This is a genomic window from Parasphingorhabdus sp. (assembly GCF_965233695.1).
Taxonomy (GTDB): domain Bacteria; phylum Pseudomonadota; class Alphaproteobacteria; order Sphingomonadales; family Sphingomonadaceae; genus Parasphingorhabdus.
The window spans coordinates 1,486,850-1,503,298 of the sequence record NZ_OZ247497.1; the positions used below are offsets into that span (position 1 = coordinate 1,486,850).

The window sequence follows — 16,449 nt, forward strand, 5'->3', positions numbered from 1 at the left end:
TCAATCAAGTGAATTGAAATAGAGGCAGCAAAGCTTAGATATAGGCCATGCGCATAAACGCCGATTTTGATAAAGCTGTTGTTCTTCGACCCGAGGATATGAACTGGGTTCCCTCTCCCTTGCCCGGTGTTGAACGCAAGATGCTTGACCGGGTCGGTGAGGAAGTTGCGCGCGCCACGTCATTGGTACGCTATGCTCCCGGCAGCTATTTCGATCCGCATGTCCATGGCGGTGGAGAGGAATTTCTGGTGATTGAAGGCGTGTTCTCTGACGAGCATGGCGATTTTCCGGCTGGCACCTATGTGCGTAATCCCATTGGCACCAGTCACAAACCGCACAGTCAGGATGGCTGCACCATATTGGTGAAGCTGCACCAGTTCGAAGCTGCGGATACCGCCCATTTTTCCCTCGATATACACGAGCTCGAATTTGAAGATGGTGGCGCGCCCGGTGTGGAATTCGCCTGGCTGCATCACTTTGAAGGCGAGGCCGTAAAGATTGTCAGATGGGCACCGGGCAGCAGTTATCCCGAGCATGTCCATGAAGGCGGCAGTGAAACCTTTATTCTAGAGGGTAGCCTCTCTGACGAGCATGGCGATTATCCCAAGGGTAGTTGGGACCGCACGCCGCCGGGGTGGACGCATACGCCTTACAGCAAAGAAGGATGTCTGGCCTGGACGAAGACCGGGCATTTGACGCCTGAGAAGCTCGGGAAATACCGGTAATCTTAACAGGGTGCTCCTGCGCAGGCAGGAGCCTATCTCCCGTGGGCGCAATATTTGAAACTGGAAGATGGCCCCCTGTCTGCGCAGGGGTACGTTCATCAAGCCATTTGTTCTTTCTTGGACGTCACTTGTCTCAGAACGTCCAGATAGCCGCCCGAAATAGTCATCCGCTTGTCCATGCCTTCCGCCAATAACAACGCATGCGCTTGGGGTAGGTTATAGCAAGGCACGCCCATGAACAGGTGATGCTCGCTATGATAGTTGACCCAATAAGGTGCGACGGTCGTGCGTTCGACCAGGTTCGCATAGGTGGTGCGGGCATGGGTGAACGGATCGTCACTGCCGGTGGTCGTGCAGGCATGTTCGGCAATATTGCGGATGCGCAGGAAAAGCTGGAACGTTGTTGCCAGCGCGATGATCCAGACCAGAAAGGGAATGATGCCCAATGTCAGCAGACTGACGGCCAGAACGATAAACTGAATCAACAAAAAGCGGCCGACTGTCTTGGTGGTTCGCACGGCTCCGCTTAAATCCGTGACCGGAGCAGAAACACCAGCAGCACCGCCGCGGTTAAGCGGTGTGCCAGCAGAGGTGTCGCGCTTGCCCTTGCCATCGGTTGCAGGCGATCCCTGCAGCATCGCCTTGAGCCCCAGCCATGCCGCGACCATCTGGCCACTACGTTGCTTCAGGAACGTCTGCCCGGTCAAATCGCGGACAATTTTGCGCTTCATACTAGCCGGTGTCGTCGGAAACGGCTGTGACAGCGCAAGATCGGGGTCTTCGGGCTGCTGCGTATATTTGTGATGGGTCAGGTGATAGGCGCGGTAGCTGTGCAGGTCGCTTCCTGTCGCTGCGCCAGTCAGCCATTGGCCAGCGAAATTATTAATCTTGCGATTGGGGTGGAGCAGGCCGTGCGCGCCTTCATGCATCAAAATGGAAAGACCCAGTTGCCGCCCGCCGACAATTGCAATCGCAAAAGGGAGGGCCACGAGACCCGCTAACCAATGCCAGTCCCATAGCAATGCCGTGCCGCCCGCTGCCAGCGCCGCCACCAGCCAACCATGCAGAATAAGCCATAATCCCCGCAAAGGCGAAATAGCGGTCAGCCGCTTCCAATCGTCGCGGGAAAAAACATCTGTGGGTCGGGCGGCTTTAACGGCTGGCATAGTCCCAATAATAGGCCAAATTCTGCCAAAAAGCCAGATTTTTGCGAGTTATGGGATAACCCGCGTATTCCGTACCGTAAAATGAGCATTGCTGTCTTGAAGATGTCGCAAGCGTTTGGCATTTTTTGTGGGATGGATCGCGCCAACACAGATTCGCAACCTCGAAACGCGGTTTAAAGCTCTACCAGGCCGTTTTCGATGGCATCAATCCGCTCACGCATGGCTGCACGGGTTTCTCCATCATCTGTAGCACAGACCAGCGTGCCGCCGCCTGTTGCCATAACCCGTTCGATATCCGGCCACATGGCATCAGGTGTTTTGGCATCGCGCCACATGCCGGCTATTTTGGGATCCATACGGCGCTCGCCGCCAAAGCGTTCGGGCCGGGCCTTGGCACCGTCCCAGATTTCGGTGTTCAGTAGGCCCGGACATAATATCGTCGTTTCAATATTCTTCGCAGCCAGCTCGCCGCGTAGCGCTTCTGCCACCGCCATCGTGCCATGTTTGGTTGCAGCGTAGAGGGGAAAGTCGCCTTCCGGTGCGCGCAGGGCCGCGGTCGAGGCAGTAATCCCGACATGGCGCGGATCGCCTTTCAGCAGAGGTACGAAGCATTGCGCTGTCCAGATCGCGCCAAGCACATTGACATCATAGGCCCACCGCACCTGATCCGGTTTACCCTCCAGCAGGGATGCACCCACGCCAACTCCGGCGTTGATCCAGAGCATCGCAAGATCGCCGTGTTCCCTTTCGAAAAGAACCGCGGCGTCGGCAACCGCGTCCCTGTCACTGATATCGAACGCCATAGAGAAAGCCGCGCCGCCGATTTCCTCCACAACCGCTGCGGCAGCGTCTTCGCGGATATCCTGAATGCAGACGGTCATTCCCGCTTCGGCAAGCTTCATCGCCAGCATCTTGCCAATGCCATCACCGGCTCCGGTCACCATCGCGGTGCGTCCGGCATAGCGGGATAATTTGCCCATCTGATTACTCCTGACGCAGTTCTTCAGCCAATCTTAACATAAACTCCGCACCGCGGGTGAACTGATCCAGGCTGATATATTCATTGGGCTGATGGGCCTGTTCGATTGATCCGGGTCCGCAAACCACAGTCGGAAATCCTGCCTGCTGGAACTGGCCGGCCTCGGCGGCATAGGAAACAACGCCAGCAGGCGCATTATCGCCGGTCAGCTTGCGGACAAAGGCCTCGGCTTCTTCCGACATGGCTTGAGCAAGCGGCGGCGCATTGGATAGTTTTTTTACCCGCACCCCGGTTCCGGGAAACGCCTCTTTGAGCTGCGCATCGACAGCCGCCGCTTTCTCCTTGAATGGTTTTAAGATGGCATCTGCATTCACATCTGGCGGGCAGCGGAGGTCAAACACGAAGTGCGCGCGGCGGGCCAATATATTGGCCGCCGTGCCGCCCTCCATTTTCCCGATTGTGAGGGTGGCATGTGGCGGGGTGAACGGCGAATGGGGGTCGGCATTTTCCCACAGCTCCCGTGCGAGTTCCGCGAGATCATGCATCAGCTCCACGGCGATCATATTGGCGGAAACGCCCAAATGGGTCAGACTGCTATGAGCCTCATGGCCCAGAACCTCGACTTCATGAACGCAAATGCCCTTGTGCCCCGTCACGATCTTCATCATCGTCGGTTCACCAATAATGGCCAAAGCTGGTTTGGGCAGGGTAGCAGCAATCTCCTCGATCATCGCCGGTGCGCCGAGGCACCCGACCTCCTCGTCATAACTAATCGCTAGATGCACCGGACGTTTGCTGTCTTTAAACAGCGGCACGGCTGCCAATGCCAGTGCTATAAATCCCTTCATGTCGCATGTCCCCCGACCATGGAGCAGGCCGCCACGCCTTGTCACCACAAAGGGGTCGCTGGACCAGTCTTGCCCGTCCACTGGCACCACGTCACTATGGCCTGACAATATAACGCCGCCTGCGACATTGCGCCCTATGGTTGCGTAAAGATTGGCTTTGGAGCCGTCGGAATTGATGACACGATGGGATACGATTCCCAGTCCGGACAGATAGTCTTCCACCCACTGGATCATCGTGAGATTGCTGTTTCGGGATGTCGTATCGAAGGCGATCAGCGAATCGAGGATCGCTAAAGATGAATCTCGTAACAGATTTGTCATTACATTCACATAAGCGTACGTTCTGTGGAATGAAACTTTATTTAAAAAAAGCTTTATCTTTCAGCTGCTTTACAGCATGTTACACTGAGTTGTTTGGAGAGTAGGAAGAATCTGGTAATAGCGTGTTCATCTATGGTTAATCAAATCTTTAAGTTTCGTTGACAAGACATGCTGAGATAAAGGGTTCTAAATCGGGTATGAACAGAGTTATTTCAGTGGAACAGGACTTGGAACTGCTCGCCAATCTGGCGGCCAGATTGCTTGAAACACCTGTGGCTACAATCACGCTTTATGACCGCAATGACGACGGTGGTGCAGATCTGCTTGATACCATCAGTCATGTCGCAACGTCGTGCGACAAAAGCTGGGCGGCTGGCCATCCTGGCATTGATATCAAACAGCTAGGTAGTCCGCGTAGTGCGATGACGCAGCATTTGGGACTCTATGCGTCCGTGCCAATCAGAAACGGCAACGGCAGTACCATTGGTATGGTGGCCTGTGCCGACGATGACGCAAGGGATCTGGGTGATGAACAGCTGGAGATTTTGAAGCATATCTCGGCCATCGCTTCAGCGGTGACCCGGGCCTGAAAAAGTTAATATTAGCCGTTAACTCAACGCCAGACGCCTAACCGATTTTTCAGCGAGGTGTTTCGTCTGATTGCAGGGCAGCCTTGCCGCGCGCCGTGATCATGGTGTCGAGAAAGCGCGGGCCCGAGCCGGTGCCGGTCAGGAATGCTTCATACAGGATCATGCCATTGTCGCTTAAGGTTTGCACGACATCGACAAAAAATGCTGGATTCGTAGAAGCTTCAGCGGATGCAATCATGTCCGGAGTCATGGTCGCGGCCGATGGCCATGCTTGATTGAGCGATCCGAGAACATAGCGTTCCGTCTCGGACAAGTTCGCTTCGGGGGAGTAAGCAGAAGTCATTTTTTATCGCAGACCAGATCAAATTAAGTATGCCCCACTCGCTTTGATTGCGTTAACCTTTATTAAACTAAAAAGTTAAAAAAGTGTTAACAAACCGTTACCACTCATTTCCTTTTCGACACTTTCAGAGCCATTTCAAATGGCCGCAAAGCCAGTTTTAAGCTGGCCCTGAACGATCTTTGCCCCTTACATATTTTTGACGCGGCGATGATAGCGAAGACGGCTGTTCTGCCCTTAATGCCAGACGAGTTGAATCAGCAAATCTGGCTTGTGGATAATCACTCTACGGGAAATTACCCAGTTTTGGGCCGCAGGACAGAATTGACACAATGGTCATAAATACATAGATATCGATCAATTAGACATAGATGGAGAATTGGTGATGATATCGCGAAGAAAAATTCTTGTGACGGGTGGAGCATCGCTCGTGCTGCTGGGCGGAGGATTTGGCGCCTATGTTGGAACACGCTCGGTTGCCAAGGCGCAGGCACCCTGGAAACAGGCCGCGACCGGTTTTGGCGACCCTCGGCTGGATGCGCTGGCTTACGCAATTCTTGCGCCCAATCCGCATAATCGGCAACCATGGCAGGTACGGCTGGAGGGCGATGATGCTTTTACTGTCTATTGCGATCTGGACAAACGCCTGCCGCATACTGATCCGCCCAATCGTCAGATTACGATAGGTTTTGGAACATTTCTTGAATTGTTCCGGCAGGCTGCTGCTGAAAAAGGCTATCGTGCCGAAATAGAACCATTCCCCGACGGCGAACCTGAACCGGTTCTTGATAACCGGCCGATTGCTTCGGTAAAGCTGATAAAGGATCCATCCGTTGCGCGCGATGCCCTGTTCGGGACCATATTGAGCCGGCGCAGTACGAAAGAAGCCTTTTCCTCGCGCAGCGTTGACGACACAATATTTGCCAGGCTCCAGACTATGGCCTTTGCCAGTCAATCGGAAGAGGCACCATCACTAGCAACGACTAGCGATGCTGAAAAGGTCGCCAAGCTGCGCACGCTCAATTGGCAGGCGTGGTCGGTCGAATATGATGTTGCCCGCACCCAGAAAGAGAGCGTCGATCTGATGCGTATTGGCGCGGCCGAGGTAAATGCGAACCCGGATGGCATTGATATGAGCGGACCGATGATGGAAGCATTGCGGCTGGGCGGCATAGTCTCACGAGAAGAGCTCGCGACAAAGGGATCCACGGCTTATGATTCCGGTATTTCAATGTATAAAGAGATATTGGATAATACACACAGCTTTGGCTGGCTGATTTCACCAGACAATAGCCGGACGACACAATTACAGTCCGGCGCAGCCTGGGTACGGATTAATCAGGCGGCGACAGCCCTGGGACTGGCCATGCATCCGGTCAGCCAGATATTGCAGGAATTTCCCGAGATGGCCGATCTTTATGGTCAATATCATGATTATCTCGGGGTCGCCGCACCTGCCAGGGTTCAGGGTTTCTTCCGCTTTGGCTATGCAGCTGCACCTGAACCTTCGCCCAGATGGCCGGTGGAATCGCTCATCCTGAACGTATAGGAAGAGCCTATGACAGAAGAAACAAAACCCAAGCCAGCGGGACTGGAAGGTGATCCGATCGAATTTGCGGTGATGACGGAAATCGGCATCATCAATCAGCTTGCGGACAATCTGTTTCAGTCGCATTTGCCCAACGGCATGACCGTGGCGCAGTTTTCCGTGCTCAATCATCTGCTGCGTCTGGAGGCCCAACAAACCATCAGTGAACTCGCCAAGGCAATGCAGGTGGCTCAACCGACCATGTCATCAACCGTGCGCAAGCTGGAGGACAAGGGGTTGATCGAGCTGGTTCATGAACCCGATGATCGCCGGATCAGGCGCGTTGCTGTAACTGCTGCTGGCGAGCAGCTTCGAAATGATGCCGTGGCCGCGCTCCAACCCATGGCTGAGATATTACGGCAAAAAATTCCGGTAACGGAATGGCAGGCATTGTTGCCGCCGTTAAACCGGATCAGAGTGTTTCTGGATCAGTTGCGCAGCTGATGTTGGTTTGTAGTCAGGAACCGACAGCAGCCTCTTTGTCATTTTTCGCTTCCAGTGCTTTGGCTTCCGTTTCTTTTAGCAAGGCCAGAGCACGCTCCGTCATATCCGATTGATGTGGACTGTAGGCAAGGGGCTCAAGCGTGTGAGCGGCCCAGTCATATTTTTCCTGCAAAACAAACTCATTGGCCATCATCCAGCGCAAGCCATTGTCATAAGGCGCCAGTTCCAGCGCACGAGCCAGGCCGTCTACTGCAATTGTCGGTGGTTCAATACCCTGTTCCCGGTAGCTGCGATAAAATTGGATCAATGGAATGGGATGATCATTTTCAATTTTGTTCAGCTTCACAAATTGCCGGCGCATTTGCTTCCATGCAGCAGCTTCGTCTTCTGTATCAGGAGCCATTCGCGCGAGCGCATATCCTTTTTGGATATGGGCGTTGATGGAATTGGGATCTATCGCAAGCGCCCGATCCGCAGCCGCAATTGCTTCGACATTATTTCCGGCATCAAATTCTGCTTCGGCCAGCGCAGCGAGTACAGCCGGATCACGGGGATGTTCCACGGCTATGCTCCGCGCATCCTGTAATAGTTCAGCCGCTTGTTCTTCATTCACGCCGCGTTTGGACTGGATCATAACCGGGATAATGGCCGCCTCTCCGGAACGCAAAGCTCGCATTCTTATGCTGCTAAATCTCAGTTTCTCGGGAGAAATATTATAAATTGAAAAGGTTGTGCGCTGCATATATTTGTTGAGGTCTTTGTCGAGCAGCTCCAAATTACCAAACGCACTTTTAGCCGCTTTCAATTCTGGTTCACCGGTTGCTAACAGGCGCTGATAGTCTCTCAACTGGCCTTTCCGTTTGTCCGAAAATTCTAGAAAATGATAGAGCAGCCAACTGCGGCCATAGAAAGCGTCATGCGCTTTGGTTTTTTGATCAAGATAGCGCCTGGTATCGACCAACATCGAAATCGGAACCCGCTTTGAGTAGTTTAACTCCGCCACGCGATGCAAAGCAGGCATGCCGAGTTTTACCGAACCATCCTTTTCAAATTTGGCCGATGCATAGAATTCTGCAAAACCCTCCGAAAACCAAAGTGGAAAAGACCTGTCTATCATATGGTGCATAAAGTGATGGGCATATTCATGCAGCAAAATCGTCTCTGATCCCAATTGATATTTTGAACTCGACGATTTCAGTTTCGGTACAATCGCAATCGTGCTTCCTGCGCGCGGCATATAGAAGCCGGCAACATACCGGTTGTCCGAATCGAGTAGTTTTCGCACTTTTGATTTGCTGCGCACAACGTAGATGGTGACGCGGTTGGATGGACTGGGTTTGATTGAATCTTGGCCAAACGCAAAAGCCATTGCGGCATGAAAGCGCTCAAGCCGCTCTGCAAATTTTTGGGTCGTTTTTGGATTCTGGTTTCCGTAGATCAGAAAATGGTCGCTGCTCGCTTCGTGCCAGGCCGCGTGGGCTGGCGATACAAATAATAGAGATAACAGTCCGAATAGAAAAATTCGTATCATATAATATATGCCCCTATACTCTCGCCACTATATGAGTACCGAGAGTATAAGGGCAATAGAGATTTGAAAACTGGCCTGTCAGGTCAAATTAGCTCTGCGTCGCAATCCAGTCGTCGATTTTCTTTTCCAGCACCGTCATCGGCAAGGAACCGGTGTTCAGCACCTGATCGTGAAATTCACGCGGATCAAATTTGTCGCCGAGACTGTCCTCGGCCTTTTTCTTCAACCGCTGAATGGTCAGTGCGCCAATCTTGTAGGCCAGTGCCTGTGATGGAATAGCGATATAGCGTTCGACTTCTGCCGTGGCATCAGTTTCGCCCATGCTGCTATTGTCGAGCATATATTGGATAGCCTGTTCGCGGGTCCATTTTTTGCTGTGCAGGCCAGTATCAACGACGAGCCGCATCGCGCGGAGCATTTCGTCGTCGAGATGGCCGAAACGCTGGTAGGGATCCTCAAACATTCCCATCGGGAAACCGAGTTTTTCCGAATAAAGCGCCCAGCCCTCGACAAAGGCGGTATTGCCGCCAAAGCGCATGAACTTTGGCAGGTCTTCATTTTCCTGCGCCAGAGAAATCTGGAAATGATGACCCGGTGCGCCTTCGTGCAGATAGAGCGTGGTCATACCGGATGTGTTGCGTGAGGGCAGGTCATAGGCGTTGAAATAGAATACGCCGGGACGCGAGCCATCTGGCGTCCCGCTCTGATAGGAGCCACCGGCCTGAAATTTCTCGATCGATTCATCATAGGGACGAATTTCGAGCGGCGATTTCGGCAGCACCTTGAACTGCGTGGAAATGACCTTGTCGACCTCTTTGCCGAGGTCATAATAGCCTTGCGTCAGTGCCTCGCGCGATTCCGGATGAAATTTGGAATCGGTCCGCAAATAGGTGAAAAATTCGGACAGACTGCCTTCAAAGCCGACTTCGTCCTTGATCGCTTCCATTTCGGTTTTGATCCGGGCGACTTCACTGACACCAAGATTATGGATATAGTCGGCTTCGAGCGGCAAGGTTGTCGTGCCCTCGATCAGATGTTTGTACATCACATCGCCGCCCTTCATGTAGGACAAGCCTACGCCTTCGCGAGCAACCGGCAGATATTCGTTTTTCAGAAAATCGTGCAGGGTCTGATAGGAGGCGAAGATCTTCGTCGTCATCGCTTCATATTCAGCCGTTAAACGGGTCTTGTCCGCTTCGCTGAAATCGTCCGGAAATGCCTTTGTGGGCGCCATGAAAGGGCTGTTTTCGAGGCCCAGCCCGATCTGGGTGGCAAGTTGTTCGATTACATTGCCAATGGTGAGTTTCGTTTCCACCACACCGCTGTCCATGCCTTGACGGAACCGGCCAACCGAGCGGTCGATCAGCGTGATAAACTCGGCGTGACGTTTCAGATTGTCATCGTAATTTTTGACCGTTTTGAAAGGCGCCGCGCCTTTGCCGGATGCAAAGGTCGGATAGAAAGTGTGAAAGCCGCTAAAATGGTTTACCGGGCGGACCACGGTCAGCGCCATGATTTCCGGGGACATGCCCTTGATCGCCTGTTTTTTGTTCCGCATGAAGACGTCATAGGCAATCTTGTCAGTGACGTTCAGTTTGCTGCGGTCAATTGCCATCAACGCGGCCAGTTCCTTTTCTTCCGCAGCCAGTTCCGCCGCAAAATATTCATCACTGATATAATCGCCCAGCCGGTCGGCATATCGCTCGTCACCGCGGAACAGGGCGCCAATCGGATTACGCTCGAGACTGTCGGCATCGCTCTGCGCAAAAAGTTGTTTTAACTTCTCACTCTCCGTAGTCGCGCGCGTCGTTTCTGCTTGGGCCGCCTCCTCTTGTGCCACTGCTGTGCTGGCGATGGAAACGCTATGTGCATGGGCTGCCGAAGTGGCAGCAAGCAAGCTCGCGCTGGCGAGCAGGACAAGAGATTTTTTGATCATGATGATTCCCTGATATGAAACTGTTATGCATGGGTAACACGGCTTGGTTTCACCTGCAACGATTGCTGATGTCGTTGGTCGAAGGCTATATGCCGTTGGTCCGTGTATACGGAGCACCTAATTGTATCTCATGCCATTTTGGTGGTTCCGTCCAGGCGATGGAACAGGGTGCCAGCGGGTCGCTTACACGCCTCTGCGACCATGCCAGCGATTGAGGCGGAACCATTTGGTGATGATATATTTCGTGCCCGCAATCACGGGTTCTCCGGAGTGCAGGGTGTTGAGATTGGGCCTGCCATCGAGCCCCATATTGTTCCACATCAACAGCATGCCTTTACGCGGCTCCACCTTATAGTCGAGTTGCGGGAAAGCCGTGGCTCCGCCCGCTTCCGGTTCGTTGAGATAGACCATCGCGGTCCAGCTGCGCTGTCCACCGTTGCGTTCCTCACATTTCCAGTATTCTTCGGCCTCGTGGAAATAATCATGGTGGGGCTTGAATTGCTGACCGACTTCATAGCGCTGCCCCTGCAGCACTTCGCTATAATTGTTATCCAGGCCCATCAGATCACAGATAGATTTCTCAATCCGTTGGATATCCGGATCGTTAATATCGACATTACAACTATAGCTGGTCCGAAACCCTTCGGTCTTGATCGTTTCATAAAGACTCGAAGGTGTGGAATCGGAATTGATCATGTTGATCAGCAGATCGCAATCGGCGTCGGACAGGAAATTCTGATGCACAAATATCTGCGCATGCGGGCTTTCAAGCCATTGGACGCGGGGATGGGCATTGAGCTTGTCCGTGACAGTCCGACCCGCTTCGGCCAGGCGCTTCGGATTGTTATATTTTGTCGCTTTGGTCTTGATCATTGTCATCGGTTTGCGCGCGCCCCAGTCGATTATTTCAGTCGATTATTCTGCCCCGGACCATCACCCAGTCGACATTTTCGAGCACGGTGACATCGTCTAACGGGTTGCCATCAACTGCGATCAGATCAGCGGAATAGCCAGCCGCGACACGGCCAATCTGGTTTTCCATCCCCAGCGTTTTGGCGGCCAGCGTGGTGGCACTGGCCACCGCTTCGCGCGGGGTCAGTCCGGCATTGACCATCAGCTGAAACTCCTCGGCATTGCGGCCGTGATCGAAAACACCGGCATCCGTACCAAAAGCAACGGGCACGCCCATGTCCTTGGCCTTGGTAACTGCCTTGCCAACATTGCCTAATGTCTCGCGGATCTTGTTCTCGACAACAGGGGTATAAATGCCTTTGCCGAGACCTTCACCAACACCTTTGAATGCCATCAAGGTGGGGATCAGGACTGTTCCGTTGGCTTTCATGGCTCTGAGTGCAGCGTCGTCGGCAAATGTGCCATGGTCGATAGTGTCGATGCCTGCGCGGGCGGCCGCTTCAATACCGCGGGCGCCGTGGGCATGGGCCATGACTTTCAGGCCAAGCGAATGTGCGGTGTCGGCGATGGATGTCATTTCGGCATCGGTAAAATGCGCTTCAAGACCACGGCCCTGTTGGGAGAGGACGCCGCCGGTTGCGGTAATCTTGATTATGTCGGAGCCTGCCCGCGAAGCCTTGCGAACCTTCTCCGCACATTCGACAGCGCCGGTACAGCTATAGCCGCTGGCCAGTGCATCATTAATGTCTTCTTTGAAGCCGGTCGTGTCGCCATGGCCGCCGACAATGGCAAGCGCCGGACCAGCGGCGATGATGCGCGGTCCGGGGATCACGCCGTCGGCTGTACCTTTGCGAAGCGAGAAAGCGGAATATTGCGACGATCCTGCTTCGCGAACGGTGGTGAAACCGGCCTTGACGGTGAGCAGGGCATTTTTTGCTCCGACGACGACGCCCCATTCGGCTGGCTCCGTTGCCTGTTTCCAGAAATCTCCGCCAGGATCGCCGGTCAAATGCACATGCAGGTCGATCAGGCCGGGCATAACCGTCTTGTCGGACAGGTTGATACTATTCCCGTCATCGGATGGTGGCGCTGTTCGACGCTCGACCGATATGATCTTGCCACTCTGCACGCGGATGGTAGCTGGCCCGATTGGTCCGGTTTCGACATCGGGAATTAAGTTACCGACCGTGATCACGGAAATTGGATCGGATGAAGATGCTTCCTGCGCACCCGCCGGAGCGGCGACGCCTGCCAGAACCAAAACTGCTGTCGCTATTAGATGCCGGATCATATCTTTTCTTCCCCAAAATATCTCGCGACCTGTGTGCGACGGGCGGCAAAGGGTTTCAAGGGGAAAATAGACCAAGGCCCGCAATCATTGCTGATCACGGGCCTCACCAAAGGAAACTATGTTTCGGTTCGTTCCGACTTAATAGAAAAAGTCGTAGATCACATCGACCACGCGGCCATCATATGTGTCGATCAAAAGAACATCGTCATAGTAACGGATCCAGCGATAGCCTCCATAAGCCGGTGGCAGGCGATAGCGCCAAGGGTCGTTTATCCAGTAGCGCGATCCGTAGAAAGCCGATCCCAGATAGATGCCGATATTCCAGCGCCGGTAATTATGGTTCCGATAAGGTGAATAATAGCGGCCGGGGCGATAATAGTGGCGGTTCGCTTTGCGATAACTCCGCCAATTATAGCGCCGGTCGTCCCGCCAACCGCGGTTCCACTTGCGATAGTCCCGCCGTGCGTCACGATAACCTTTACGATATCCCCGACGGTCATCACGATAGACATCGCGCCGTCCGTCACGATAGCGACGATCAATCCGGCCGTCCCGGTTGCGGTCACCGCGAGCTATGGCCCGGCGATTCTCACGATAACGACGGTCAATCCGGCCATCGCGGTTCCGGTCTACCCTGCGGTCGACTCGGCCATTATTGTTGCGGTCGAACCGGCGATCAATCCGTCCGTCACGGTTACGATCAAAGCGGCGATCGACGCGGCCATCCCTGTTGCGGTCACCGCGCGCATTGGCGCGGCGGTCGGAGCGGCGCTCGCTGCGCTGGGCCACATCGCGCCGGGCTTGCCGGTTCGAACGGCCAACATCAGCGCGGCTGCGGCTGCTGGAGAAATCGCGGTCGACATTCCCATTTTGCTGACGAACGGTGCGGCGTTGCTGCCGCCTTTCGGCGCGGTCGCCGTCGGTCATCACATTGGCTCTGCCGCGATTGTTGCGATTTTCGGCGCGCGTCGCCCGGCGTGCTTCACGGTTGTCGCGATTGCCGCGGCGCGCTTCACGATTACCGCCACGATCACCCCGATTGGCGCGGCGTTCACCGCGACCATCGCGCTGCAAGGCGGCGCTGCCAGTTGGATTGTTGTCAATCAGCACGGGCGCCAATGCGCGTGTGTTCTGATTCAGGTTAGGGGCGAGATCGGCGGCGGACGCTGTCGCAGGCGTCAACATGGTGGCTGCCATCAGGCCGGTTAGATAAAATAGTCGCATAGGCTACTCCTCACTATGCGACTCTGTTTGCCGCATCTGTGGAACGAGTCATAGCTTGTTAACCCTGTCAGATAGCTGAACTTGGCTGTAATATTCAGGAAAGAATCGATTTATATGAACAAAAATAGGATCGCCGCGACGGAAAACTAGGCGTTTTCATCCTTGTCGAGCCACTCTTCCAGCCATTTGATAGTATATTCGCCGGACTGAAAACCTTCATCATAAACCAGCTTTTGATGCAGCGGGATGGTGGTTTCCACGCCTTCAATGACAAATTCGTCCAGCGCGCGGGCCAGCCGCATCATGCATCCGTCGCGAGTCCGGCCATAAACGATCAGCTTGGCAATCATGCTGTCATAATAAGGCGGGATCGAATATCCGGCATATAGACCGCTATCGACACGGACATGCATGCCGCCGGGCGCATGATAGCTGACGACCTTGCCGGGTGAGGGTGCGAATGTTTTTGGATTTTCGGCATTGATCCGGCATTCGATCGCGTGACCTTTAAATTCCAGCTCTTCCTGTTTGACGGAAAGATCGCGGCCATCGGCAATGCGGATCTGTTCGCGGACCAGATCAAAGCCGGTGATCATTTCGGTCACCGGATGTTCGACCTGCAAACGCGTGTTCATCTCGATGAAATAGAATTCGTCATTCTCGTAGAGAAATTCGATGGTACCCGCGCCGCGATAGCCCATCCCTTTCATCGCATCGACACAGACCTTTCCCATGCGTTCGCGCTGTTCGGCGCTGATGACAGGTGAGGGCGCTTCTTCGAGCACTTTCTGGTGGCGGCGTTGCAACGAACAATCGCGCTCGCCCAGATGGATGGCATTGCCGCGGCCATCGCCAAAAACCTGAAATTCGATATGGCGCGGATCGCCGAGATATTTTTCGATATAGACGGTCGCGTCGCCAAAGGCCGCTTTGGCCTCGGTACCGGCCTGCTTCATCTGGGTTTCCAGCTCGGTCTCGCTGTTCACGACCTTCATGCCGCGTCCGCCGCCGCCGGAGGCTGCCTTGATGATGACCGGATAGCCGACTTCGGCTGCCACCCTTTTGGCTTCCTCGATCTCGCTTACCGCTCCGTCAGAGCCGGGAACCAGTGGAATGCCGAGTTCGCCAGCGGTTTTCTTCGCGGCAACCTTGTCGCCCATGATCTTGATATGCTCGGGCTTCGGGCCAATCCATTTGATATCATGCGCTTCGACCACTTCGGCAAAATGCGCGTTTTCGGACAGAAAACCATAGCCGGGATGGATTGCATCGGCGCCGCTGATCTCGGCGGCAGAAATAATCGCCGGTATGCTCAGATAACTGTCGGTCGCCGATGGCGGGCCGATACAGATGGCTTCATGCGCCAACCGAACGTGCATCGCATCTTCATCGGCAGTGCTGTGTACAGCGACGGTTTCGATGCCGAGTTCGCGGGCTGCCCGCAAGATGCGCAGCGCAATTTCGCCGCGATTGGCGATCAGGATTTTGTTGATGGTCATGCGCCGGGCCTCATCTACGCAATCACAACTAGGGGTTGGTCAAATTCGACTGGCTGACCATTTTCAACCAGAATCGCTTTGACAGTGCCAGCGCTTTCCGCGGCGATCGGGTTCATCACCTTCATCGCTTCCACGATCAGCAATGTATCACCCACAGCGACCTTGTCTCCGACGCTGACAAAATTGGCGGCATCGGGATCGGGCGCCATATAAACGGTGCCGACCATTGGTGATTTCTGTGCATTTGCATGGTCGTCCGCTGGCACGGCTGGTGCTGCCTCGGCAGCCGGCGCAGCGGTTGGTGCGGGCTGGGGGACTGGTGCAGCAACGGCATGGACAGGGGCAGAAAAGCCTCCGCCGCCACGTGACACTCGGATTTTGCGATCACCATCTTCGACTTCAATTTCGCTGAGGCCAGCGCCATCCAATATTCCAGCAAGCTCCCGGACCACATCAAGGTCCACATTCATGCTGCCATCACTGTCTTTTTTTGCGGCCATTTCTGGTTCCCATATTGAAATTAAAATTATGCTCTAAAATTTTTGCGCGGCATCCAGCGCCAATTGATACCCCAAAGCACCAAAGCCGCAAATGGTTCCTTTTGCAACCGGTGCAATCAAACTCTTGTGACGAAATTCTTCGCGCGCGGCGGGATTGGACAAATGCACCTCGATCACCGGCACATCTATCGCCTTGACCGCGTCGTGCAGCGCAATGGATGTGTGGGTCAGGGCGCCGGCATTCAGGATGACTGCCCGGGCTTCATCGGCCGCCGCTTCCTGCAGCCAGTCGACCAGATGACCTTCATGATTGCTCTGCCGGATATCCACTTCAAGGCCCAGTTCATGCGCCTGGTCTTCGAGCCGTCCGGCAATATCGTCCAGCGTATCGGAACCATAGATTTCCGGTTCCCGCATCCCCAGCAGATTGAGGTTAGGGCCGTTCAGGACAAAGACGGTCTTGTTGGTGCTTTTTCCCTCTGACAATATAATGTCCCCTATATGGCGCTTTTGGTTGCGGCGCTGCTTAGCTGTTTATATGGCCTCTTTATAGGG

General features: G+C 54.3%; 16 protein-coding genes. 4 read left to right on the forward strand and 12 right to left on the reverse strand.

What is annotated here, in order from left to right; genetic code table 11:
- Positions 1–47: 47 nt before the first annotated feature.
- The gene (locus ACO6S1_RS07040; RefSeq protein ID WP_422345603.1) at positions 48–725 is read left to right on the forward strand and encodes a cupin domain-containing protein; all 678 of its coding nucleotides are present in this window, start codon (positions 48–50) and stop codon (positions 723–725) included.
- A gap of 98 nt (positions 726–823) precedes the next feature.
- On the opposite strand, the gene ACO6S1_RS07045 is transcribed toward ACO6S1_RS07040, so the two are convergent.
- The 3 genes from ACO6S1_RS07045 to argE all read right to left on the reverse strand — a co-directional run bounded on the left by ACO6S1_RS07045 (position 824) and on the right by argE (position 4,039).
- On the reverse strand, positions 824–1,891 hold the full coding sequence (locus ACO6S1_RS07045; protein ID WP_422345604.1) for a fatty acid desaturase: 1,068 nt from the start codon (positions 1,889–1,891) through the stop codon (positions 824–826).
- A 173-nt stretch (positions 1,892–2,064) separates the two neighbouring features.
- Positions 2,065–2,871 (reverse strand): SDR family oxidoreductase, encoded by an 807-nt coding sequence (locus ACO6S1_RS07050; protein ID WP_422345605.1) that lies wholly within the window; start codon positions 2,869–2,871, stop codon positions 2,065–2,067.
- Positions 2,872–2,875: 4 nt separating this feature from the next.
- Positions 2,876–4,039, reverse strand: coding sequence for an acetylornithine deacetylase (gene argE / locus ACO6S1_RS07055; RefSeq protein WP_422345606.1), 1,164 nt, complete (start codon positions 4,037–4,039; stop codon positions 2,876–2,878).
- A gap of 197 nt (positions 4,040–4,236) precedes the next feature.
- Here argE and ACO6S1_RS07060 point away from each other — a divergent pair, with 197 nt between their 5' ends.
- The gene (locus tag ACO6S1_RS07060; RefSeq protein WP_422345607.1) at positions 4,237–4,629 is read left to right on the forward strand and encodes a hypothetical protein; all 393 of its coding nucleotides are present in this window, start codon (positions 4,237–4,239) and stop codon (positions 4,627–4,629) included.
- A gap of 49 nt (positions 4,630–4,678) precedes the next feature.
- Here ACO6S1_RS07060 and ACO6S1_RS07065 read toward each other — a convergent pair whose 3' ends face one another.
- Positions 4,679–4,972, reverse strand: a complete 294-nt coding sequence (locus ACO6S1_RS07065; protein WP_422345608.1) for a hypothetical protein — start codon at positions 4,970–4,972, stop codon at positions 4,679–4,681.
- A 382-nt stretch (positions 4,973–5,354) separates the two neighbouring features.
- On the opposite strand from ACO6S1_RS07065, the gene ACO6S1_RS07070 reads away from it, so the two are divergent.
- Positions 5,355–6,518, forward strand: coding sequence for an Acg family FMN-binding oxidoreductase (locus tag ACO6S1_RS07070; protein ID WP_422345609.1), 1,164 nt, complete (start codon positions 5,355–5,357; stop codon positions 6,516–6,518).
- A 9-nt stretch (positions 6,519–6,527) separates the two neighbouring features.
- On the forward strand, positions 6,528–7,001 hold the full coding sequence (locus ACO6S1_RS07075; RefSeq protein WP_422345610.1) for a MarR family winged helix-turn-helix transcriptional regulator: 474 nt from the start codon (positions 6,528–6,530) through the stop codon (positions 6,999–7,001).
- 13 nt (positions 7,002–7,014) lie between these two features.
- On the opposite strand, the gene ACO6S1_RS07080 is transcribed toward ACO6S1_RS07075, so the two are convergent.
- The 8 genes from ACO6S1_RS07080 to aroQ form a co-directional block, all read right to left on the reverse strand.
- Positions 7,015–8,532 carry a DUF1570 domain-containing protein gene (locus ACO6S1_RS07080; protein WP_422345611.1) on the reverse strand — a complete coding sequence of 506 codons (1,518 nt, stop codon included), beginning with the start codon at positions 8,530–8,532 and terminating at the stop codon, positions 7,015–7,017.
- Positions 8,533–8,620: 88 nt separating this feature from the next.
- Positions 8,621–10,468 (reverse strand): DUF885 domain-containing protein, encoded by a 1,848-nt coding sequence (locus ACO6S1_RS07085; RefSeq protein ID WP_422345612.1) that lies wholly within the window; start codon positions 10,466–10,468, stop codon positions 8,621–8,623.
- 183 nt (positions 10,469–10,651) lie between these two features.
- A complete protein-coding gene (locus tag ACO6S1_RS07090; RefSeq protein WP_422345613.1) occupies positions 10,652–11,347 on the reverse strand; it encodes a prolyl hydroxylase family protein in 696 nt (231 codons plus the stop codon).
- Positions 11,348–11,375: 28 nt separating this feature from the next.
- Positions 11,376–12,671, reverse strand: a complete 1,296-nt coding sequence (locus ACO6S1_RS07095; protein ID WP_422345614.1) for an amidohydrolase family protein — start codon at positions 12,669–12,671, stop codon at positions 11,376–11,378.
- Positions 12,672–12,809: 138 nt separating this feature from the next.
- Positions 12,810–13,895, reverse strand: coding sequence for an RcnB family protein (locus ACO6S1_RS07100; RefSeq protein ID WP_422345615.1), 1,086 nt, complete (start codon positions 13,893–13,895; stop codon positions 12,810–12,812).
- A gap of 146 nt (positions 13,896–14,041) precedes the next feature.
- Entirely contained in the window at positions 14,042–15,394 is a 1,353-nt protein-coding gene (gene accC / locus ACO6S1_RS07105) for an acetyl-CoA carboxylase biotin carboxylase subunit (protein WP_422345616.1), read from the reverse strand.
- 14 nt (positions 15,395–15,408) lie between these two features.
- Positions 15,409–15,894 (reverse strand): acetyl-CoA carboxylase biotin carboxyl carrier protein, encoded by a 486-nt coding sequence (gene accB / locus ACO6S1_RS07110; protein WP_422345617.1) that lies wholly within the window; start codon positions 15,892–15,894, stop codon positions 15,409–15,411.
- A gap of 33 nt (positions 15,895–15,927) precedes the next feature.
- The gene (gene aroQ, locus ACO6S1_RS07115) at positions 15,928–16,380 is read right to left on the reverse strand and encodes a type II 3-dehydroquinate dehydratase (protein WP_422345618.1); all 453 of its coding nucleotides are present in this window, start codon (positions 16,378–16,380) and stop codon (positions 15,928–15,930) included.
- Positions 16,381–16,449 lie beyond the last annotated feature (69 nt).